The 21,446-nt window shown below is 69.0% G+C and carries 19 protein-coding genes; 13 read left to right on the top strand and 6 right to left on the bottom strand.

What is annotated here, in order from left to right; all coding sequences use genetic code 11:
• Nucleotides 1–41 precede the first annotated feature (41 nt).
• The 4 genes from M8R19_RS16035 (at nt 42) to M8R19_RS16020 (ending at nt 4,428) form a co-directional block, all read left to right on the top strand.
• Nucleotides 42–308 (top strand): PilZ domain-containing protein, encoded by a 267-nt coding sequence (locus M8R19_RS16035; RefSeq protein ID WP_009614462.1) that lies wholly within the window; start codon nt 42–44, stop codon nt 306–308.
• 101 nt (nt 309–409) lie between these two features.
• A complete protein-coding gene (locus M8R19_RS16030) occupies nt 410–916 on the top strand; it encodes a sigma-70 family RNA polymerase sigma factor (RefSeq protein ID WP_116425833.1) in 507 nt (168 codons plus the stop codon).
• Entirely contained in the window at nt 913–1,860 is a 948-nt protein-coding gene (locus M8R19_RS16025; RefSeq protein WP_249918305.1) for a FecR domain-containing protein, read from the top strand. The genes M8R19_RS16030 and M8R19_RS16025 overlap by 4 nt, the downstream gene beginning before the upstream one ends.
• A 114-nt stretch (nt 1,861–1,974) precedes the next feature.
• Nucleotides 1,975–4,428 (top strand): TonB-dependent siderophore receptor, encoded by a 2,454-nt coding sequence (locus M8R19_RS16020; protein WP_249918304.1) that lies wholly within the window; start codon nt 1,975–1,977, stop codon nt 4,426–4,428.
• Between the two features lie 449 nt (nt 4,429–4,877).
• Here M8R19_RS16020 and ehuA read toward each other — a convergent pair whose 3' ends face one another.
• From ehuA to ehuB, 4 genes are read right to left on the bottom strand one after another with little or no spacing between them, the layout of a single operon-like run.
• The gene (gene ehuA / locus M8R19_RS16015; protein WP_283939472.1) at nt 4,878–5,711 is read right to left on the bottom strand and encodes an ectoine/hydroxyectoine ABC transporter ATP-binding protein EhuA; all 834 of its coding nucleotides are present in this window, start codon (nt 5,709–5,711) and stop codon (nt 4,878–4,880) included.
• A gap of 23 nt (nt 5,712–5,734) precedes the next feature.
• Nucleotides 5,735–6,391, bottom strand: coding sequence for an ectoine/hydroxyectoine ABC transporter permease subunit EhuD (gene ehuD, locus M8R19_RS16010; RefSeq protein ID WP_009614464.1), 657 nt, complete (start codon nt 6,389–6,391; stop codon nt 5,735–5,737).
• Complete coding sequence (gene ehuC / locus M8R19_RS16005; protein ID WP_009614465.1) at nt 6,391–7,047, bottom strand: ectoine/hydroxyectoine ABC transporter permease subunit EhuC; 657 nt, start codon at nt 7,045–7,047, stop codon at nt 6,391–6,393. The genes ehuD and ehuC overlap by 1 nt, the downstream gene beginning before the upstream one ends.
• A gap of 60 nt (nt 7,048–7,107) precedes the next feature.
• On the bottom strand, nt 7,108–7,962 hold the full coding sequence (gene ehuB, locus M8R19_RS16000; RefSeq protein WP_074980778.1) for an ectoine/hydroxyectoine ABC transporter substrate-binding protein EhuB: 855 nt from the start codon (nt 7,960–7,962) through the stop codon (nt 7,108–7,110).
• A 404-nt stretch (nt 7,963–8,366) separates the two neighbouring features.
• On the opposite strand from ehuB, the gene ehuR reads away from it, so the two are divergent.
• From ehuR to M8R19_RS15955, 9 genes are all read left to right on the top strand, one after another.
• Nucleotides 8,367–9,761 carry a MocR-like ectoine utilization transcription factor EhuR gene (gene ehuR, locus M8R19_RS15995; protein WP_249918303.1) on the top strand — a complete coding sequence of 465 codons (1,395 nt, stop codon included), beginning with the start codon at nt 8,367–8,369 and terminating at the stop codon, nt 9,759–9,761.
• A 324-nt stretch (nt 9,762–10,085) separates the two neighbouring features.
• Nucleotides 10,086–11,063 (top strand): hydroxyectoine utilization dehydratase EutB, encoded by a 978-nt coding sequence (eutB, locus tag M8R19_RS15990; protein WP_074980779.1) that lies wholly within the window; start codon nt 10,086–10,088, stop codon nt 11,061–11,063.
• The gene (locus tag M8R19_RS15985) at nt 11,056–12,048 is read left to right on the top strand and encodes a cyclodeaminase (protein WP_074980780.1); all 993 of its coding nucleotides are present in this window, start codon (nt 11,056–11,058) and stop codon (nt 12,046–12,048) included. Before eutB ends, M8R19_RS15985 begins: the two co-directional genes overlap by 8 nt.
• 141 nt (nt 12,049–12,189) lie before the next feature.
• Complete coding sequence (gene doeA / locus M8R19_RS15980) at nt 12,190–13,380, top strand: ectoine hydrolase DoeA (RefSeq protein WP_074980781.1); 1,191 nt, start codon at nt 12,190–12,192, stop codon at nt 13,378–13,380.
• Nucleotides 13,381–13,384: 4 nt separating this feature from the next.
• A complete protein-coding gene (gene doeB, locus M8R19_RS15975; RefSeq protein ID WP_074980782.1) occupies nt 13,385–14,386 on the top strand; it encodes a N(2)-acetyl-L-2,4-diaminobutanoate deacetylase DoeB in 1,002 nt (333 codons plus the stop codon).
• Between the two features lie 28 nt (nt 14,387–14,414).
• A complete protein-coding gene (locus M8R19_RS15970) occupies nt 14,415–14,897 on the top strand; it encodes an Lrp/AsnC family transcriptional regulator (protein WP_074980783.1) in 483 nt (160 codons plus the stop codon).
• Between the two features lie 442 nt (nt 14,898–15,339).
• Nucleotides 15,340–15,993 carry a 7-cyano-7-deazaguanine/7-aminomethyl-7-deazaguanine transporter gene (locus tag M8R19_RS15965; RefSeq protein ID WP_116425840.1) on the top strand — a complete coding sequence of 218 codons (654 nt, stop codon included), beginning with the start codon at nt 15,340–15,342 and terminating at the stop codon, nt 15,991–15,993.
• A 131-nt stretch (nt 15,994–16,124) separates the two neighbouring features.
• Nucleotides 16,125–17,582, top strand: coding sequence for an NAD-dependent succinate-semialdehyde dehydrogenase (locus tag M8R19_RS15960; RefSeq protein ID WP_249918302.1), 1,458 nt, complete (start codon nt 16,125–16,127; stop codon nt 17,580–17,582).
• A 13-nt stretch (nt 17,583–17,595) separates the two neighbouring features.
• Nucleotides 17,596–18,975: an aspartate aminotransferase family protein gene (locus M8R19_RS15955; RefSeq protein WP_249918301.1), complete on the top strand. Its 1,380-nt coding sequence runs from the start codon at nt 17,596–17,598 to the stop codon at nt 18,973–18,975.
• A gap of 616 nt (nt 18,976–19,591) precedes the next feature.
• Here the strand turns inward: M8R19_RS15955 and M8R19_RS15950 are convergent.
• Complete coding sequence (locus M8R19_RS15950) at nt 19,592–19,915, bottom strand: tetratricopeptide repeat protein (protein WP_074980787.1); 324 nt, start codon at nt 19,913–19,915, stop codon at nt 19,592–19,594.
• A gap of 136 nt (nt 19,916–20,051) precedes the next feature.
• Nucleotides 20,052–21,425, bottom strand: coding sequence for a Trk system potassium transporter TrkA (gene trkA, locus M8R19_RS15945; protein WP_058487932.1), 1,374 nt, complete (start codon nt 21,423–21,425; stop codon nt 20,052–20,054).
• Nucleotides 21,426–21,446: the final 21 nt, after the last annotated feature.

The raw sequence follows: 21,446 nt of genomic DNA, 5'->3' as shown, positions 1-21,446 counted from the left end.
CGGGCCGACTATGCCGCTGACATTCCGGACGGATGCCGAGCATGGCGAATCAGAGGCAGTACCCGCGTACCCCGATGAAGTGCAGGATCAAGATCGTCCACCCCAGCTTCGGCGAGGTCATCGGCCACACCCGTGACCTCTCCGACGGCGGCGTCTACGTGCGTCACGCGGCGCTGGCCGGGCTTGCTCCCGGCACCCGCGTGCACGGCCAGGTGCAGGACCTGCCCATGGAAGCGCCGGTGCTGGAGATGGAAGTCATGCGCACCGACGCCGAAGGCGCCGGCCTGCGTTTCGTCGACTCCGACTGAAGTTCGCCGCGCCCGCGCTTGCCGCCGGCCCTGGCTGGGCCGTATATTCCGCCGCCACGACGTGAATGATAATTCTTATCAATTGAGCGGATGGGCGGCCCATGTCGGCGGCAACTGGTGCGAAGGAAACCCTGCAGCAGCTCTACCTCGACCACCATGGCTGGTTGCACGGCTGGCTGCGGCGGCGCCTGGGCGACCGCGAGCGCGCCGCCGACATCGCCCATGACACCTTCCTGCGCCTGCTGGTCTCCGGCCGCTACCCGGCCCGCGAGGAAGGCCGCGGCTACCTGGTGCAGATCGCCCGCAACCTGGTGGTCGACCAGTGGCGCCGGCAGCGCATCGAACAGGCCTACCTGGACAGCATCGCCCAGCTGCCCGAGCCGGAAACCCCGTCGCTGGAAACCCGCGCGATCATCGTCGAAACCCTGCTGCGCATCGACGCCATGCTCGAACGCATGCCCGCCAAGGTGCGCGCGGCCTTCCTCATGTCGCAGTTCGAGGGGCTGGGCTACGCGCAGATCGCCGAGCGCCTGGGGGTGAGCCTCAGCTCGGTGCAGAAGTACATGATCCGCGCCATCCAGGCCTGCTACCAGGTGCTCTACGAATGAGGCGGCCCGACGCGCCGGTGGCCCCGGCCGTGGTCGAGCGCGCCAGCGAGTGGCTGATGCTGCACTGGGGCGGCGAACTGGATGCCGGCCAGCGCGAGGCTTTCGCCGCCTGGCATGCCGCCGACCCCGAGCACCGCCGCGCCTGGCAGCGCCTGCAGCAGCTGCAGGGCACCCTGGCCAGCGTGCCCGCCGCCACCGCCCGCCAGGTGCTGGGCGAACTGCCGGACCGCCGCCGCCGCGACCTGCTGAAGACGCTCTGCCTGCTGCTGGCCGTCGGCGGCAGCGCCTACCTGGCCGGCGACCTGCCCTGGCGCGAGACCTTCGCCGACCAGCGCACCGCCAAGGGCGAGCGGCGCCACCTGCGCCTGGCCGACGGCAGCCAGCTGGACCTGAACAGCGACAGCGCCGTGGACATCCGCTTCGACGCCAGCCAAAGGCGCATCTGCCTGCTGGCCGGGGAAATCCTCTGCCAGGCCGTGCAGGAAGCGCGGCCGCTGGTGGTCGAGACCGCCGCCGGCGACATTCGCACCCATGGCGCGCGTTTCGCCGTGCGCGAGCTGGACGGCGGCAGCCGCGTCGACTTGTACCAGGGGCAGCTGGAAATCTTGCCGTGGCATGCCCCTGCCGCGCGCCTGGAAGCCGGCCAGCGCCTGTGGTTCAGCGCCGAGGGCGTCGGCGCGCTGCAGGCCGCCGACAGTAACGCCAGCGCCTGGAGCGAAGGCCGCTTGATCGCCGAGCGGCAGCCGCTGGGGCAGTTCCTCGCCGAACTGAGGCGCCACCGCCCCGGCCTGCTGCGCTGCTCCGACGACGCCGCCGGGCTGCTGCTCACCGGCGTGTTCCCGCTGGCCGACACCCGCCGCGTGCTCGATGCCCTGGAGCGCAGCCTGCCGGTGCGGGTGAGCTACCTCACGCGCTACTGGGTGACGGTGGAACGCCGCGCCTGATACGCCCGCCAGCGGCCTGACGAAAAAACTTCTGCGGCGCTTGTCGGTTTCGCCGGCTCGTCCGGGATACCTCTTGAACCCCCTGCAGCTTCCGCACAAGAGGAACCTCCCGCAATGCCCAGAATGCCCCTCGACCGCCTGGCCGCCGCCCTGCGCCCCGGCACCTTCGCCGCCGCGCTGGCCGTCACCCCGCTGCTCTGCCCGCCGGCCTGGGCGGCCGAGGCGCAGCAGCAGTACGCCATTCCCGCCGGCGGCCTGGACCAGGCCCTGAACCGCTTCGCCAGCCAGGCCGGGGTGCTGCTCTCGGTGGACGCCAACCTCACCGCCGGCAAGCGCAGCCCGGGGCTGCAGGGCGCCTACCCGGTGGAAACCGCCCTGGGCCGCCTGCTCGAAGGCACCGGGCTGCAGGCCGAACGCCAGGTCGACGGCAGCTACACCCTGGTGCCGCGGCCCGATGCGGCGCTGAAGATGGACGACACCGTGGTCTCGGGGCTGGCGCCGGATGCACCCAGTGAAGTCACCCGTTCCTACACCGCCGCCGCCAGCAGCACCGCCACCGGCCTCGGCTTGTCGCTGCGCGAGACGCCGCAATCGGTCAGCGTGATGACCCGCCAGCGCATCGACGACCAGGGCCTGCACAACCTCACCGACGTGCTGGAGCAGACGCCTGGCATTTCGGTGCAGCACTACGACAGCGAGCGCTTCAACATCTGGTCGCGCGGCTACGCGATAGACAGCTTCCAGTACGACGGTGTGCCCACCACCCTCATCCCCAGCACCACCGCCACGCCGCAGAGCCTGTCGGACATGGCCATCTACGACCGCGTGGAAGTGCTGCGCGGCGCCAGCGGCCTGATGACCGGCGCCGGCGACCCCTCGGGCACGGTCAACCTGGTGCGCAAGAAGCCCACCGCCGAATTCCAGGGCCACGTCAGCGCCGGCCTCGGCTCCTGGGACCTGTACCGCACCGAAGCGGACGTCTCCGGGCCGCTGACCGACAACGGCCGCCTGCGCGGGCGCAGCGTGGTCGCCTACCAGCAGAACAACAGCTACGTCGACCACTACCAGCAGGAAAAGCAGGTCTACTACGGCATCCTCGAAGCCGACCTGAGCGACAGCACCCTGCTCACCTTCGGCGTCGACTACCAGAAGTACGCGCCGCGTGGGGTCTCCTTCGGCAGCTTCCCGCTGTTCTACAGCGACGGCAGCCAGACCGACTTCTCCCGCTCGTTCAACCCGGCCTCGCGCTGGAGCCATCGCGACCAGGACACCCTCAGCACCTTCTACACCCTGGAGCAGCGCCTGGCCGGCGACTGGTCGCTGAAGCTCGCGCTCAACCAGCTCTACAGCACCCGCGAGCTGTCCCTGGCCTCGGCCAGCTGGGGCTATCCGGACAAAGTGAGCGGCGACGGCCTGCGTCTGTACGGCGGCGACGGCAGCGGCTGGCAGAGGCAGACCGGCGTCGACCTGATGGCCAAGGGGCCGTTCCAGCTGCTGGGCCGCGAGCACGAGCTGGTGCTCGGCTACAGCTGGTCGAAGTACGAGGACCACAACGACCCCGACCTCGACGACCTCGAAGGCCGCGAGGTGAACATCTACACCTGGGACAACCGCACGCCGCGCCCGGTGTCCGAGGGCCCGCTGATGGACAACGACACCCTGATCTACCAGCACGGCGTCTACCTGGCCACCCGCCTGCGCCCCACCGACGCCCTGTCGGTGATCCTCGGCGCCCGCGCCAGCGACTACAAGTACAGCTACTCGCTGGACTACGTAGTGCCCGCCTTCGCCGACTTCAGCAGCACCACGCGCATGCGCGAGAGCGGCCAGGTGACGCCCTACGCCGGCGTGGTCTACGACCTCACCGAGCAGCACTCGGTGTACCTCAGCTACACCAGCATCTTCCGCCCGCAGAGCGACCGCGACCGCACGGGCCGGCCTCTGGACCCGCGCGAGGGCGACAACTACGAAGTGGGCCTGAAGAGCGAATTCTTCGACGGCCGCCTGAACACCAGCATCGCCTACTACGAGATCAAGCAGGACAACCTGGCCGAGGCCGACCCCGGGCAGATCGTCCTGGGCACCGTCGACGAACCCGCCTACCGCGCCGTGCAGGGCGCCAGGACCAAGGGCTTCGACCTGGAGGCCGGCGGCGAACTGGCGCCGGGCTGGAACCTCACCGCCAGCTACAGCCACAGCGTCACCAAGGATGGCGAGGGCGAGCGCATCAACACGGTGGCGCCGGCGGAGATGTTCAAGCTGTGGACCACCTACCGCCTGCCCGGCGCCTGGAACCGCCTGACCGTCGGCGGCGGCGCCAACTGGCAGAGCGGCATCCACTTCAGCGACACGCCCTGGGACCTGGGCAAGACGGTCAAGGCCAAGCAGGAGCAGTACACGGTGGTCGACCTGATGGCGCGCTACCAGCTCAGCGAGCAGCTGTCGACGACGCTCAACGTCAACAACCTGTTCGACAAGAAGTACCTGAGCGCGCTGGATACCACCTTCTACGGTGGCTACTACGGCGAGCCGCGCAACCTGTTGCTGAGTGCGGAATATCGGTTCTGACACCGCGGGCCCTGCCCGAGAAATCGCGCGCAGGGCGCGCTCCTACAGGGTGGGGCAGCGTAGGAGCGGATCTCATCCGCGAATCGCGCCGGGACGGCCGGCTATCGCGGACAAGGTCCGCTCGGTGTGGGTGGGCATGGCTTTTCGTAGGAGCGAGCTTGCTCGCGAAGGGTGTTCCGTCGGCAGGAATTGGCCGGGGGGCCAAAGAACGCCCTCTCCCTAACCCTCTCCCTGAAGGGAGAGGGGACCGTTCGGCAGAGTTGGGTGTTCTGGAGTTAGCCGGCAACGCCGAAGGTTTCCAGCTGAAACCATATCTTCTCTCGGCACGGACAAGCCCCCTCTCCCTTCAGGGAGAGGGCTGGGGAGAGGGAGCGGAGCTGAGCCAACACACCGAAATCACAGTTGAGCACTGTTCGCGAGCAAGCTCGCTCCTACAAAAACCACCCCCCTCAACTCGCCTCGTTCACCGCGCTCAGGAAACACCGCGTCCGTTCATGCTGCGGGTGCCCGAACAGCTGCTCCGGCGTCCCCTGCTCCAGGATGCTGCCCTGGTGGAAGAAGCACACCCGGTCGGCGAATTCGCGGGCGAAGCCCATCTGGTGGGTGACCATCAGCATGGTCAGGTTGTGCTCGGTGCCGAGCCGGCGCACCACGTTGAGCACCTCGCCGCACAGCTCCGGGTCCAGCGCCGAGGTCACCTCGTCGAACAGCATCACCTTCGGCCGCATGGCCAGGGCGCGGGCGATGGCCACGCGTTGCTGCTGGCCGCCGGAGAGCTGCGAGGGGTAGTGCTCCAGCTTGTTGCCCAGGCCGACCATCTCCAGCAATTCCACGGCGCGCTCGCGGGCCTCGTCGCGGCGCATGCCCAGCACCTGCACCGGCGCTTCCATCACGTTCTTCAGCGCGCTCATGTGCGGGAACAGGTTGAAGCTCTGGAACACCATGCCGATCTTGCCGCGCACGCGGCGCACGTGGGCTTCCGAGGCGCGCACCGGCTCGCCGTTGCGCAGCTGGTGGGTGAGCGGGTCGCCGTCCACCTCGATCACCCCGCTGTCGATGCTCTCCAGGGTCATCAGGGCGCGCAGCAGGGTCGACTTGCCCGAGCCGCTGGGGCCGATGATGGCGACCTTCTCGTTGGCGCCCACCTCCAGGTTCAGGTGGTTCAGCACGCTGAAGCTGCCGTAGCTCTTGCACACGTCGCGGAAGCGCACCATCGGCTGGGCGGTCTGTGCCCGCGGGGCCTCGTCGGCCAGCGGCCGGGTGGTCATGGACAGGACGGTCATGGGGTTTCCTCCGGTGGGCGCTTTCATGGCAGTGCCGTGCGTTTTTCCACCTGGCGGACCACGCCGGCCAGGCTGATGCTGATGAGCAGGAAGAACACCCCGACCAGGGTGATCGGCTCCAGGTAGCGGAAACTGTCGGAACCGATGTTCTTGGCCTGCTGCATGATTTCCACCACGGTGATCGCCGAGAGCACCGGGGTGTCCTTGAACATGGCGATCAGGTAGTTGCCCAGGGCCGGCAGCACCGGGCGGATGGCCTGGGGCAGGATCACCTGGCGGTAGGCCCGCCACGGCGAGAAGTTCAGCGCCGTGACCGCCTCCCACTGCCCGCGCGGCACCGACTCCAGGCCGGCGCGGTAGACCTCGGCGGTGTAGCAGGCGTAGTGCAGGGCGATACCCAGGGTGCCGGCCACCAGCGAGGTCATGTTCAGCCCGTAGCTGGGCAGCACGTAGAACAGGAAGTACACCTGGATCAGCAGCGGCGTGCTGCGGATGAACTCGATCAGCCAGGCCGCCGGCCACGACAGCCAGAAGTGCCGGCTGCGCCGGGCCAGGGCGAAGAGCAGGCCGAAGACCACCGCCAGGGCGAAACCGACCAGGGTGATGCCGATGGTCTTGAGCGAGGCGTGCAGCAGCTGCGGCAGGATCTGCCAGGCGAATTGCCAGTCGAACAACTTCATCACAGGCCTCCCCGGATGCGCCCATGCCCCAGCCGGCGTTCCAGGCGGCGCATGAGGAAGACGATGGCCTGGGCCATGGCGAAGTACAGCACCAGGGTCAGGGTGAAGATCTTCAGCGTCTCGAAGGTCGCCTGGTCCAGCTGGCGGGCGCGGAAGGTCAGGTCCGAGAGGGTGATCAGCGACACCAGCGAGGTGTTCTTCAGCAGCTCGATCAGCAGGTTGGTGCCCGGCGGTATGGCGCACAGCAGCGCCTGCGGCAGGATGATCCGGCGAAAGCGCGTGAACGGCGTCATGTTCAGCGCCAGCGCGGCCTCGTACTGCCCCTTGGGCACCGAGCCGATGGCCCCGCGCATCACTTCCGCGCCATAGGCGCCGATGTGCAGGCCCAGGCCGAGGATGGCCACCGTGTAGGCGCCCAGTTCCAGGTTGAATGGCGGCAGCGGCAGTACGAAGAACAGCCAGAACAGCTGCACCAGCAGCGAGGTGCCGCGGAACAGCTCGATGTAGCCGATGGCCAGCCAGCGCACCGCCGGCCACGGCGCCAGGCGGCCGAGGGCGGCGACGATGGCCAGCGCCACCGCCAGCAGCGAGCCGAAGAAGGTGACCTGGACGGTGACCCAGGCGCCCTCCAGCAGCAGTGGAAGCAATTCACCCATGTTGCGCATCCCGTATCGACAGGTTCGACGGAACGGCCGAGGGGGCGGGGCCCCCTGCGGTCACTGTTTGCAGAGCTCGGCGGCGCTCTTGTCGGTCAGGTTGGACTTGTCGAAGCCGAACGGCTTGACCGTCTGCAGGTGCTCGTCGCTGCCCAGCCACTTCTTCAACTGCTGGTTCACCGCGTCGCGCAGGTCCTTGTCCTCCGGGCGGAAGGCCAGGGCGCCGTAGCCGATGTGCGCCGGGTCGTCCTTGAAGTCGGCGATGGCCTCGACGCTGTCGCCGCCCTTGGCCGCCAGGCCCTTCATGGTCAGCGCGGTGCCGACGCTGGCGTCGGCGCGGCCGGCGCGCACCGCCTGCAGCTGCGCGGTTGTGTCCGGCACCTGGACGATCTGATCGTCGCTCACCCCCTCGGCGCGGGCGTAGCCCAGCTCGGCGGTGCCGGACATGATCGCCAGGCGCACGTCCGGGTTCTTCGCGACGTCAGCGTAGCTGTGCAGGTTCTTCGGGTTGCCCCGCTTCACCAGCAGGGTGTCGGGGATCTGGTAGTGCGGGTCGGTGAAGATCACCTGCTGGCAGCGCGGCGGGGTGATGTACATGCCGGCGGCGATCACGTCGAAGCGCCCGGCGCGCAGCCCGGGGATCAGCGCGCCCCACTCGGTGAGCACCGGCTCGACCTTCTTCACGCCCATGGCGGCGAACACCTTGGTGGCGATCTCCGGCGACTCGCCGGTGACCTTGCCGGAGGTCTCGGTGTAGGCGAAGGGCGCCTCGTTGGCGTAGCCGATGCGCACCGTGCCGGTGCTCTGGATGCGTTCCAGGGTGGTCTCGGCCTGGCTGGCGAAGCTGGCCGCAAGGCCCGCCAGCAGGGTACAGGCCAGGCCCAGGCGATGGAGGGAAAGGGGGGCGGTACTCATCTTCGGATCTCCTGATCTTCTCGTGCCGGCCTTGTTGTGGTGTTGGGACGCGGCGGTGGATGGCAGGTAGCGATGTCGTGCGACTGTTGTTCTTATGTTGGGACCCGCCGGGCGGGCCTTCCGAAGTACTGCCCCGACAGAGGGCATTCGTTGCGTTGCAGACTAAGCCGTCCGGCCTTGCGGCTGTTCCCGATCGGCGCCGTCGCGGCGGAAAAAACCGCCTGTCGCGACGCGCCCATCCATGGCTTTTTTCTGCGCCGGCCCTGTGCCGCGGGGGCGGCGGCATGGGCGGCTGGTCGGCCCGAGCATACAAAAGGCTTTCCGGCGTCGGAATTGCACTAGGACAATCCATGGAAATGCCCTGATCCATCACCCTGTGCCGAGGTCGAAGGGGAATGCCCATCATGCAAAGCTGGCGCCACGCGCTGGCCGGCCTGCGGGTCGGCGAATCCAAGTACAAGACGCTGGTCCAGGCCATCGCCACGGAAATCGAACAGGGCCGCCTGCACGACGGCCAGCGCCTGCCGCCGCAGCGCCAGGTGGCCGACGGCCTGGGCATCAGCGTGCAGACGGTGACCAACGCCTACAAGGAGCTGGAGCGCCAGGGCCTGGTGCGCTGCGAGGTGGGCCGCGGCAGCTTCGTCTCGCGGCGCATGACCGAGGGCGTGTCGCGCTACATGCTCGACCACCCCGAGCGCGCGCTGGTGGACTTCTCCATCGCCAGCATCGTCCACACCGACGAGCACGACCGCCTGTGGCAGGACACCTGCCGCCAGCTGGCGCAGGAGGCGGACCAGCCGTGGATGCGCGCCTGCCGGCCGATCGCCGGTTTCGACGGCCACCGCGAGGCGGCGGCGCAGTGGCTGGCGCAGCAAGGCCTGCGCTGCGAGCGCGACGACCTGCTGATCACCAATGGCGCCGCCCACGCCGTATTCCTCGCCCTCGCCTCCCTGGCCGGGCCGGACGACGTGGTGCTCTGCGAGCAGCTCACCGACCACGGGGTGATCGGCAATTCCCAGGTGCTCGGCTTCACCTTGAAGGGCGTGGAGGTCGACCGCGAGGGCATCGACCCGGAGCACTTCGAGGACCTCTGCGCCAACGAGCGCATCACCGCGCTGGTGTGCACGCCCAACCTGAACAACCCCACCTCCAGCCTGATGAGCGACACCCGGCGCCGGGAGATCGCCACCATCGCCCAGCGCTTCGGCGTCTACGTCATCGAGGACGACGTCTACGGCCCGCTGCTGGGCGAGGACCGCGCGCCGCCGCTGAGCCACTACCTGCCGGAGCTGTCGTTCTACTGCACCAGCTTCACCAAGAGCGTGCTCACCGGCCTGCGCATCGGCTACCTGGTGGTGCCGCGGCGCCTGGCCCTGCGCACCGAGAGCATCCTGCGGGTGAACAGCTGGATGGCCGCGCCGCTGCTGGCCGAGGTGGCCACGCGCTGGATCCACAACGGCAACGCCCAGGCCCTGGTGGAGCGCCAGCGGCGCCTGCTGGCGGCGCGCCAGGCGCTGGTGTCCGAGCGTTTCGCCGAACACCTGCTGGGCCATGCGCCGCAATCCCTGAGCTGCTGGATGGGCATTCCCGAGCACTGGGAGCTGGACAGCCTGGTGCGCGAACTGCGCCACCGGCACATCGCCGTGACCTCGCCGGACCCCTTCATGGTCCGCGGCACGCCCCGCCCGCGCGCAGTGCGCCTGTGCATGGGCGCCGAATGCAGCGACGAACGCATGGCCCAGGCCCTGGACGACATGCGCGAGCTGTTCGAGCAGTACCCGAAGATCCACGATTTCTGAACGGGCCGCCGCCCCGTCCCCTTGTAGGAGCGCGCCCTGCGCGCGAATCGCGGGCAGGGCCCGCTCCTACAAGTTACTGGGAAGTACGGTATTTCTCCCCGTAGGAGCGGACCTTGTCCGCGATAGCCGGACGTCCCGGCGCGATTCGCGGATGAGATCCGCTCCTACAGGTGGGTTCGAGGCCCCGTAGGATGGGTTGAGCGAAGCGATACCCATCGCCCATTACCACGACGAATGACAATCTCCACGACATCGTCCTAGTACATTCATCGCGACAATTTCCCGCTCATACACTCGGCCCGACTGCATTGTCGGGAGGCCGCCATGGCCAACGAGATCCCCCTGATCGAGCTGTACCGCGCCCGCCAGCGCATCCGCGGCCTGGTGCGGCAGACGCCGCTGGAGCATTCGCCCAGCCTCTCCGCGCTGCTGGGCGCGCCGGTGTACCTGAAGCTGGAGTCGCAGCAGGCCACCGGCAGCTTCAAGCTGCGCGGCGCCAGCAACGCCATCGCCCAACTGGACGACGCGCAGAAGGCCCGCGGGGTGGTCGCCGCCTCCACCGGCAACCACGGCCGCGCCCTCGCCCATGCCGCCCGCGTGCTGGGCGTGCCGGCCACCATCTGCCTGTCGCAGTTGGTGCCGGCGAACAAGGTCGAGGCGATCCGCGCCCTCGGCGCCGAGGTGCGCATCGTCGGCAACAGCCAGGACGACGCCCAGGCCGAGGCCGAGCGCATCGCCCGCGAACAGGGCGCGGCGCTGCTGCCGCCCTTCGACCACCCGCAGATCATCGCCGGCCAGGGCACCCTGGGCCTGGAAATCCTCGAACAGTTGCCGCAGGTGCGCCAGGTGCTGGTGCCGCTCTCCGGCGGCGGATTGTTCGGCGGCGTGGCCGTGGCGCTGAAGGCGGCCGACCCGTCGATCCGCCTGCACGGCATCAGCATGCGCCGCGGCGCGGCCATGGCCGCCAGCCTGGAAGCCGGCCAGCCCGTGGAAGTGGAGGAACTGCCGAGCCTCGCCGACTCCCTTGGCGGCGGCATCGGCCTGGACAACCGCTACACCTTCGCCCTCGCCCGCGCTCACTGCGACGAGCTGCACCTGCTCGACGAACCCGCCATCGCCGCCGGCATCCGCCACGCCTACCGCGAGGAACGCCAGGTGGTCGAAGGCGCCGCGGCGGTGGGCATAGCCGCGCTGCTGGAAGGCCGCATCAGCGCCGAAGGGCCGGTGGTGGTGGTCGTCAGCGGCCGCAACATCGCCATCGAACAACACCAACGCATCATCGAGGAAGACCTGCATGGCTGACGTCACCCTGCTCAGCGAAGCCGACCTGCGCGCCTGCGTGGCGCTGGACACTGAAAGCCTCGACGCCGTCGAGCAGGCCTTCCGCCTGCTGGCCACGGCGGCGGTGGCGATGCCGCCGATCCTGCGCCTGGACATCCCCGAGCACAACGGCGAGGTGGACGTGAAGACCGCCTACCTGCCGGGCCTGCCGCGCTTCGCCATCAAGGTCAGCCCGGGCTTCTTCGACAACCCGAAGCTCGGCCTGCCCAGCCTCAACGGCATGATGATGCTGCTGTCCGCGCACACCGGCCTGCTCGACGCCCTGCTGCTGGACAACGGCTACCTCACAGCCGTGCGCACTGCCTGCGCCGGCGCCGTGGCCGCCAAGTGGCTGGCCCGTGAGGACGCCCGCCGGGTGGCCATCCTCGGCGCCGGCGAGCAGGCGCGCCTGCAGCTCAAGGCGCTGTGCCTGGTGCGGCCGATCGAGGGCGCCAGCCTCTGGGCCCGCGACGCGGCCAAGGCGCACCAGTGCGCCGCCGAGCTGAGCACCGCCCTGGGTATCCCGGTGGTCGCCTGTTCCAGCGTCGACGAAGCCCTGGAAGGCGCGGACATCGCCATCACCACCACGCCCAGCCGCGAGCCGCTGATCCAGAAGCGCCACCTGCGCCCGGGCCTGCACATCACCGCCATGGGCTCGGACGCCGAGCACAAGAACGAGATCGCCGCCGACGCGCTGGCGGCGCTGGACTGCTACGTCGCCGACCGCCTGAGCCAGACCCGCGTGCTCGGCGAACTGCACCACGCCATCGCGGCCGGGCTGGTGGAGGCGGGCGCCGACTTCGCCGAGCTCGGCCAGGTCATCGCCGGCCAGCGCCCGGGCCGCCGCAGCCCCCGGGACGTGACCCTCTGCGACCTCACCGGCACCGGCGCCCAGGACACCGCCATCGCCGGCCTGGCCTTCCAGCGCGCGCAGCGCATGGGCAAGGGGTTCAAGTTCCACAGCTGACCGCTTCATACCGGACAAACACCTGTAGGAGCGAGCTTGCTCGCGAACAGATTCTTCGGCCGCGCCGGCGCTGGGCGGATTCGCGAGCAAGCTCGCTCCTACAAGAGCCCCCGTGACACCACTCACCCAGAGGATTTCCGCATGCCCGAAATCGTCGTCAACCTCCCCTTCGCGCGGGAGGAATACGCCCAGCGCCTGGCCAAGGTCCGCGCCAGCATGCAGCAGCGCGGCATCGAGCTGCTGCTGGTCAGCGACCCGTCGAACATGGCCTGGCTCACCGGCTACGATGGCTGGTCCTTCTACGTGCACCAGTGCGTGCTGCTGGCGCTGGACGGCGAGCCGGTGTGGTTCGGCCGCGGCCAGGACGCCAATGGCGCGCGGCGCACCGTGTTCATGCAGGCCGACAACATCGTCGGCTACCCCGACCACTACGTGCAGTCCACCGAGCGCCACCCCATGGACTACCTGGCCCGCGAGGTCATCGCCGCGCGGGGCTGGGAAGCGCTGGCCATCGGCGTGGAGATGGACAACTACTACTTCAGCGCCGCCGCCTTCCGCTCGCTGCAGGCCCACCTGCCGCAGGCGCGCTTCGTCGACGCCACCGCGCTGGTCAACTGGCAGCGCGCGGTGAAATCCCCGCGCGAGATCGAATACATGCGCATCGCCGCGCGCATCGTCGAGAAGATGCACGCGCACATCCTCGAACGTATCGAGCCGGGCATGCGCAAGAACGAGCTGGTGGCGGAGATCTACAGCACCGGCATCCTCGGCGCCGACGGCCACGGCGGCGACTACCCGGCCATCGTCCCGCTGCTGCCCACCGGCGCCGACGCCAGCGCGCCGCACCTGACCTGGGACGACACGCCCTTCCAGCGCGGCGCCGGCACCTTCTTCGAGATCGCCGGCTGCTACAAGCGCTACCACTGCCCGCTGTCGCGCACCGTCTACCTGGGCAAGCCGCCGCAGCACTTCCTCGACGCGGAAAAGGCCGTGGTCGAAGGCATCGCCGCAGGCCTGGAGGCGGCCAAGCCGGGCAACACCACCGGCGACATCGCCCGCGCCTTCTTCGGCGTGCTGCAGAAGTTCGGCATCCACAAGGACAGCCGCTGCGGCTACCCCATCGGCATCAGCTACCCGCCGGACTGGGGCGAACGCACCATGAGCCTGCGCCCCAGCGACGAGAGCGTGCTGCAACCGGGCATGACCTTCCACTTCATGCCCGGCCTGTGGATGGACGACTGGGGCCTGGAGATCACCGAAAGCATCCTGATCACCGACGGCGGCGTGCAGACCTTCTGCGACTACCCGCGCCAGCTGTTCGTCAAGGAGTGAGGCCATGAACCAGTTGCGCGACAACCCCATCGCCGCCAGCGTCGACTTCGAGCGCGACGGCGTGCAGCACGGCCACCTCAAGCTGCCCTATTCCCGCGACGACTCGGCCTGGGGCGCGGTGATGATCCCCGTCTGCGTGGTGAAGAACGGCGCGGGCCCCACCGCGCTGCTCACCGGCGGCAACCACGGCGACGAGTACGAAGGCCCGGTGGCGCTCAGCCGCCTGGCCCAGGAACTGCGCGCCGAGGACATCCGCGGCCGGGTGATCATCGTGCCGTACATGAACACCCCGGCCTTCCTCGCCGGCAAGCGCACCTCGCCGGTCGACGCCGGCAACCTCAACCGCAGCTTCCCCGGCCGCCCGGACGGCACGGTGACGCAGAAGATCGCCGACTACTTCCAGCGCACCCTGCTGCCGCTGGCCGACCTGGTGCTGGACATCCACTCCGGCGGCCGCACCCTCGACTTCCTGCCCTTCGCCGCCTGCCACGTGCTGCCGGACAAGGCCCAGCAGGAAGGCTGCGAGGCGCTGATGCGGGCGTTCTCCGCGCCCTACGCCATGCGCATGCTGGAGCTGGACGCGGTGGGCATGTACGACAGCGCCGCCGAGGAGCAGGGCAAGCTGTTCGTCACCACCGAACTGGGCGGCGGCGGCAGCAGCACCGCGCGCAGCGTGGCCATCGCCCGCCGCGGCGTGCGCAACGTGCTGGTGCAGGCCGGCATCCTGCGCGGCGAGGTCGAGCACGCGCCCTCGGTGATGCTCGACATGCCCGACGGCGACTGCTTCGTCGCCAGCGAACACAATGGCCTGCTGGAGATGTGCCGCGACCTGGGCGAGCGCGTGGAGCGCGGCGAGGTGCTGGCGCGGGTCCACGACCTGCTGCGCACCGGCGCCGCGCCGGTGGAGTACCGCGCCAGGCGCAGCGGCATCCTCGCCGCGCGGCACTTCCCCGGCCTGGTGCAGAGCGGCGACACCCTGGCGGTGGTCGCCGAGGTGCTGGACTGATGCGCGCGCCACGGCGCCGGAGGTGGCGATGACCAAGCTTGACCGCTACGACCTGAAGATCCTGCGCATCCTCGCCGGCGACGGGCGCATCACCAAGTCCAGCCTGGCCGAGGCCATCAACCTCTCGGTCAGCCCGGCCTGGGAGCGCGTGCGCAAGTTGGAGGAGGCCGGCCTGATCAAGGGCTACCGCGCGCAGATCGACTGGCCGGCATTGTTCCGCCAGCAGCAGGTGCTGGTGGAAATCACCCTGGGCCGGCACACGGCCCAGGACATGCGCCGCTTCGAACAGCGCCTGCACCAGGCGCCGGAAGTGGGCTTCTGCTACGCCACCGGCGGCGGGGTGGACTACATCGCGATGATCCAGGCCCGGGATATCGACCATTACCAGCGCTTCATCGACCAGTTGCTGCTGGAGGACCTGGGGATCGAGCGGTATTTCACCTACATCGTTACCAAGGTGATCAAGACATTGGATACGGCGGTACCGGCGGAGGCGCTGGAAGGCGCCTGATGCCGCGCTGTTTTCTTTTCGTAGGAGCGAGCTTGCTCGCGAACAGCGTTTCCCGGCGGCTCTGGTGTGCTGGGTTGACTCCGCCCCCTCTCCCCAGCCCTCTCCCTGAAGGGAGAGGGGGCTTGTCCGTGCCGAGACAGGTCAGGGTTCCAACCTTGAATTACGTGCTTGCCGGCTAACTCCAGAACAGCCGTTTCTGCCCAACGGTCCCCTCTCCCATCAGGGAGAGGGTTAGGGAGAGGGCGCTCTCAATCCCAGCACCCACGACTCCCGGCAAAACTCCATTCGCGAGCAAGCTCGCTCCTACACCAACCCCCCATCCCCCTGCACAAAAAACATCCAAAAAAACCTGACTCCAAGTTCAATCTCCTATAAAATGCGCCCCGCTCGGCACAGGGCCGGGCATGGGTTCCCTCACCCCATCGACGAAAAAGGATCCAGCATGTCGGCGCTTTCCCCGGCGGCTCGGCGCGGCGCATTGGCCGGCCTGGTCGTCTTCCACCTCCTCGTCATCATCGCCAGCAACTACCTGGTGCAACTGCCCATGACCCTGTTCGGCTGGCAGACCACCTGGGGCGCGTTCAGCTTCCCGTTCATCTTCCTGGCCACCGACCTCACCGTGCGCCTGCTCGGCAAGAGCCCGGCGCGGCGCGTCATCGCCCGGGTGATGCTGCCGGCGCTGCTGGCTTCCTACGTGGTCTCGGTGCTGTTCCAGGATGGCGGCTACCGCGGCTTCGCCGCGCTGGGCGAGTTCAACACCTTCGTCGCGCGCATCGCCCTGGCCAGCTTCCTGGCCTACGTGCTCGGCCAGTTCCTCGACATCCAGGTGTTCGACCGCCTGCGCCGGCTGCGCCAGTGGTGGATCGCCCCGGTGGTGTCGACGCTGTTCGGCAACCTGCTGGACACCTTCGCCTTCTTCTCCATCGCCTTCTGGCGCAGCGACAACCCCTTCATGGCGCAGCACTGGGTGGAGATCGCCACGGTGGACTACGGCGTCAAGCTGGCGGTCATGCTGATCCTCTTCGTGCCGCTCTACGGCGTGCTGCTGCGCGCCATCCTCCAGGGCCTGGGCCGGCGCTCCGCCAGCGCCTGCTGAGGCGGGCGAAAAACCCGAAGCCGGCGGCGCATCTGCGGAAAGAATTGCCGCCGCCGCCCCGCCCTTAGGAAAAAAACGCCACGGCGCTCCCCCTAGGATGGTCCCCATGCCACCTGCGAGGAGACGCCGTCATGTCCTACGCCCATCCCCTGCTCTTCAAGTCGCTGTGCTACGTCAACGGCCAGTGGCTGCACAGCGCCAGCGGCGCCAGCATCGCCGTGGAGAACCCGGCCAACCGCGAAATCATCGGCCACGTGCCGCTGCTCGAACGCGAGCAGATAGTCGCCGCGGTGGATGCCGCCGCCGCGGCCTTCCCGGCCTGGCGCAAGCTGTCCCTGGACCGGCGCGCCGCGCCCCTGCTGCGCTGGGCCGAGCTGATCCGCCAGCACCGCGAGGACCTGGCGCAGATCCTTTCCCTGGAACAGGGCAAGCCCCTGGCCGAGGCCCGCGGCGAGATCGACTACGCCGCCAGCTTCATCCCCTGGTTCGCCGAACAGGCCCGGCGCCTGGACGGCCGCAACATCCCCAGCCATATTCCCGGCGCCCACCTGGGCACGGTGATGGAGCCGGTGGGCGTGGCCGTGCTGCTGACGCCCTGGAACTTCCCCTCGGCGATGATCACCCGCAAGGCCGCCGCCGCCCTGGCCGCCGGCTGCACGGTGGTGGTCAAGCCGGCCCACGAGACGCCCTACTCGGCCTTCGCCCTGGCCCAGCTGGCCGAGGAGGCCGGGCTGCCCGCCGGCGCCTTCAACGTGGTGCTGGGCGAGCCGCAGATGGCCATGGAAACCCTGGTGCAGGACAGCCGCGTGCGCGCGGTGAGCTTCACCGGCTCGACCCGCGTCGGCAAGCTGGTGCTGCAGGCCGCCGCCCAGGACGTGAAGAAGGTGGCGCTGGAGCTGGGCGGCAACGCGCCCTTCATCGTGCTGCCCGACGCCGACCTGGAGCAGGCGGTGAAATTCGCCATCGACGCCAAGTTCCAGACCTCCGGCCAGGACTGCTGCGCAGCCAACCGCCTGCTGGTCGCCCGCGAACTCTACGAGCCCTTCCTCAAGCGCTTCGCCGCCGCCGTGCGCGAACTGCGCGTGGGCCCGGCCAGCGACCCGCGCAGCGACATCGGCCCGCTGATGCACCAGGCGGCCTTCGACGCCACCTGCGAGCGCGTGCGCGATGCCATCGACAGCGGCGCGCGCCTGCTGGCCGGCGGCGAGCCCCATGCCCTGGGCGGCTGGTTCCACCAGCCGACGCTGCTGGCCGACGTCACCCCGGCCATGCGCATCTGGCGCGAGGAGAACTTCGCCCCCATCGCCGGGGTGATGGCCTACGACGACCTGGAGCAGGCCGTCGAACTGGCCAACGATAGCGAATACGGCCTGGCCGCCTACATTTGTGGGCAGCGCCTCGACCAGGTGTGGCCGCTGATGCGCCGCCTGGAATTCGCCATGGTCGCGGTGAACGGCGCCAGGTTCACCGGCCACCCCATTCCCTTCGGCGGCATGAAGGCCTCGGGCCTGGGCCGCGAGGGCGGCAGCGAAGGCTTCGAGCCCTTCGTCGAGACCAAGTACTTCTGCCTGCACCACGGCGCCATCTGAGGAGAACACCGCCATGACCGACTACGCCAAGCTGTTCGAACAGGACCGTGCGCACTTCATGCACCCCTCCACCCACGCCCACGACCACGCCAGCGGCGCCCTGCCCGGGCGCATCATCACCGGCGCCTCGGGCGTGCGCATCCGCGACCACCAGGGCCGCGAGCTGCTGGACGCCTTCGCCGGGCTGTACTGCGTGAACATCGGCTACGGCCGCACCGAGGTGGCCGACGCCATCCATGAGCAGGCCAAGCAGTTGGCCTACTACCACACCTACGTCGGCCACGCGTCCGAGGCGATCATCGAGCTGTCCGCGCGGATCATCCGCGACTGGGCGCCGGCGGGCATGAAGAAGGTCTACTACGGCCTCTCCGGCTCCGACGCCAACGAAACCCAGGTCAAGCTGGTGCGCTACTACAACAACGTGCTGGGCCGGCCGCAGAAGAAGAAGATCATCTCGCGCCAGCGCGGCTACCACGGCTCGGGCATCGTCACCGGCAGCCTCACCGGCCTGGCCAGCTTTCACCAGCACTTCGACCTGCCGGTGGAAGGCGTCAAGCACACCCTCTGCCCGCACTTCTACAAGGCCCCGGCGGGCATGGACGAGGCGGCCTTCGTGCGCCACTGCGCCCAGGAGCTGGAGAACCTGATCCTCGCCGAGGGCCCGGACACCGTGGCGGCCTTCATCGGCGAGCCGGTGATGGGCACCGGCGGCATCATCGTCCCGCCCAAGGGCTACTGGGAGGCGATCCAGGCGGTGCTGGCGAAGTACGACGTGCTGCTGATCGCCGACGAGGTGGTCTGCGCCTTCGGCCGCCTCGGCGACAAGATGGGCAGCCAGCGCCATGCCATGCGCCCGGACCTGATCACCACCGCCAAGGGCCTGACCAGCGCCTACGCGCCGCTGTCCGCGGTGATCGTCGGCGAAAAGGTCTGGGACGTGATCGACAGCGCCTCCACCCGCGAAGGCGCCATGGGCCACGGCTGGACCTACTCCGGCCACCCGATCTGCGCGGCGGCGGCGCTGGCCAACCTGGACATCCTCGAGCGCGAGAACATCACCGCCAACGCGGCGGACGTCGGCGGCTACCTCAACCAGCAGCTGCGCCAGGCCTTCGAAGGCCACCCGCTGGTGGGCGAGGTGCGCGGCGACGGCATGCTGGCGGCGCTGGAGTTCATGGCCGACCGCGAGGCGCGCACGCCTTTCGACGCGGCGCTGAAGGTGGGCCCGAAGGTCTCGGCGGCGTGCCTGGAGCGCGGCATGATTGCCCGCGCCATGCCCCACGGCGACATCCTCGGCTTCGCCCCGCCGCTGGTACTGAGCCGCGCCGAGGCCGACGAGGTGGTAGGCATCGCCAAGGCCGCGGTGGATGCGGTGGCGGCGGAGGTGCTTTGAGGCGCAGGAGCGTGTCCCTTGGTAGGAGCGGACCTTGTCCGCGATAGCCGGCCATCCCGGCGCGATTCGCGGATGAGATCCGCTCCTACGCTGCTCCACCCACGCCATTCCATGTAGGAGCGGGCCCTGCGCGCGAATCGCGGGCAGGGCCCGCTCCTACAGGGTGACGCTGAACTTCCCGTTCGTGCCGGACGGCCCCCTCTCCCTTCAGGGCGGGGCGCGCAGCCGAGGGTTGGGGAGAGGGAGCGGAGTCAGGCCATTGCACTGAAGCCGCCGGTAGGCACCGTTCGTGAGCAAGCTCGCTCCTACACAATGCCCAGCTCCGGCTTCACCTGTAGGAGCGCGCCCTGCGCGCGAATCGCGGGCAGGGCCCGCTCCTACAGGGTGACGCTGAACTTCCCGTTCGTGCCGGACGGCCCCCTCTCCCTTCAGGGCGGGGCGCGCAGCCGAGGGTTGGGGAGAGGGAGCGGAGTCAAGCCATTGCACTGAAGCCGCCGGTAGGCACCGTTCGCGAGCAAGCTCGCTCCTACACAATGCCCAGCTCCGGCTTCACCTGTAGGAGCGCGCCCTGCGCGCGAATCGCGGGCAGGGCCCGCTCCTACAAGGTGCCGCGGATTCAGCCGCCCTTGGCCTTGTCCAGCTTGCGCAGGAACACGGTCATTTCCTTCTCCGCCTGCTTGTCGCCATGGGCCTGGGCGGCGGCCAGGCCGTCGGTCCAGGCGGCGCGGGCGCCCTCGAGGTCGCCCTGGGCCTGCAGGGCCTTGCCCAGCAGCTTCCAGGCGGCGGAGTACTTCGCGTCCTGCTCCACGCAGCGGCGCAGGTGTTCGGCGGCCTTCGCCGCATCGCCGGCGTCCAGGTAGCCCTTGCCCAGGCCGAAGCGCAGCAGCGGGTTGTCCATGCCTTTGGCGAGGAGTTTTTCGAGGGATTGAGGATCGGTCATAGGGCTACAGGCTACAGGCTACAGGCTACAGGCTACAGGCTACAGGCTACAGGCTACAGGCTACAGGCGAACAGCATGCGGAGCCGTCGCCGCATGTCAAGCTCTTGCCTGCAGCCTATAGCCTGCCGCCTGCAGCCTAGAAGAACGTCAGACCGGCCTGGAACAGCCGCTCGACGTCACGGATACGCTTCTTGTCGACCACGAAGAGGATCACGTGGTCGCCGGATTCCACCACGGTGTCGCCGTGGGCGATCAGCACTTCCTCGTCGCGGATCACCGCGCCTATGGTGGTGCCCGGCGGCAGGTGCACCTCGCCGATGCGCTTGCCGATCACCTTGCTCGACTTGGCGTCGCCGTGGGCCACCACCTCGATGGCCTCGGCCGCGCCGCGGCGCAGCGAGTGCACGCTCTCGATGTCGCCGCGGCGCACGTGGGTCAGCAGGGTGCCGATGGTGGCCAGCTGCGGGCTGATGGCGATGTCGATCTCGCCGCCCTGCACCAGGTCGACGTAGGCCGGGTTGTTGATCAGCGTCATCACCTTGCGCGCGCCCAGGCGCTTGGCCAGCAGCGAGGACATGATGTTGGCCTCGTCGTCGTTGGTCAGGGCCAGGAACAGGTCGGTCTCGTTGATGTTTTCTTCCAGCAGCAGGTCGCGGTCCGAGGCGCTGCCCTGGAGCACGATGGTGCTGTCGAGGTTGTCCGACAGGTGCCGGCAGCGCGCCGGGTTCATCTCGATGATCTTCACCTGGTAGCGGTTCTCGATGGCCTCGGCCAGGCGCTCGCCGATGTTGCCGCCGCCGGCGATGATGATCCGCTTGTAGTTCTCCTCCAGCCGGCGCATCTCGCCCATCACCGCGCGGATGTGGGCCTTGGCGGCGATGAAGAACACCTCGTCGTCGGCCTCGATCACGGTGTCGCCCTGGGGGATGATCGGCCGGTTGCGCCGGTAGATGGCGGCGACGCGGGTGTCCGCGTTGGGCATGTGCTCGCGCAGCTGACGCAGCTCCTGGCCCACCAGCGGGCCGCCGTAGTGGGCCTTGATGCCCACCAGCTGGGCCTTGCCCTCGGCGAAGTCGATCACCTGCAAGGAGCCGGGGTACTCGACCAGGCGCTTGATGTAGTTGGTCACCACCTGCTCGGGGCTGATCAGCACGTCCACCGGGATGGCCTCGTTGTCGAACAGGCCGGTGCGCGTCAGGTAGGCCGCCTCGCGCACCCGGGCGATGCGCGTCGGCGTGTTGAACAGGGTGTAGGCCACCTGGCAGGCGACCATGTTCACCTCGTCGCTGTTGGTCACCGCCACCAGCATGTCGGCGTCGTCGGCGCCGGCCTGGCGCAGCACGGTGGGGAACGAGGCCTTGCCGTGCACGGTGCGGATGTCCAGGCGGTCGTTGAGGTCGCGCAGGCGCTGGCCGTCGGTGTCGACCACGGTGATGTCGTTGGCTTCGCTGGCCAGGTGCTCGGCCAGGGTGCCGCCGACCTGGCCGGCGCCGAGGATGATGATCTTCATGGGGTCGCGCTCGTCCGTGCA

It is taken from the genome of Pseudomonas sp. R3.Fl, from assembly GCF_023516765.1.
GTDB lineage: Bacteria > Pseudomonadota > Gammaproteobacteria > Pseudomonadales > Pseudomonadaceae > Pseudomonas > Pseudomonas citronellolis.
This window is presented reverse-complemented; position numbering and strand designations above follow the sequence as displayed.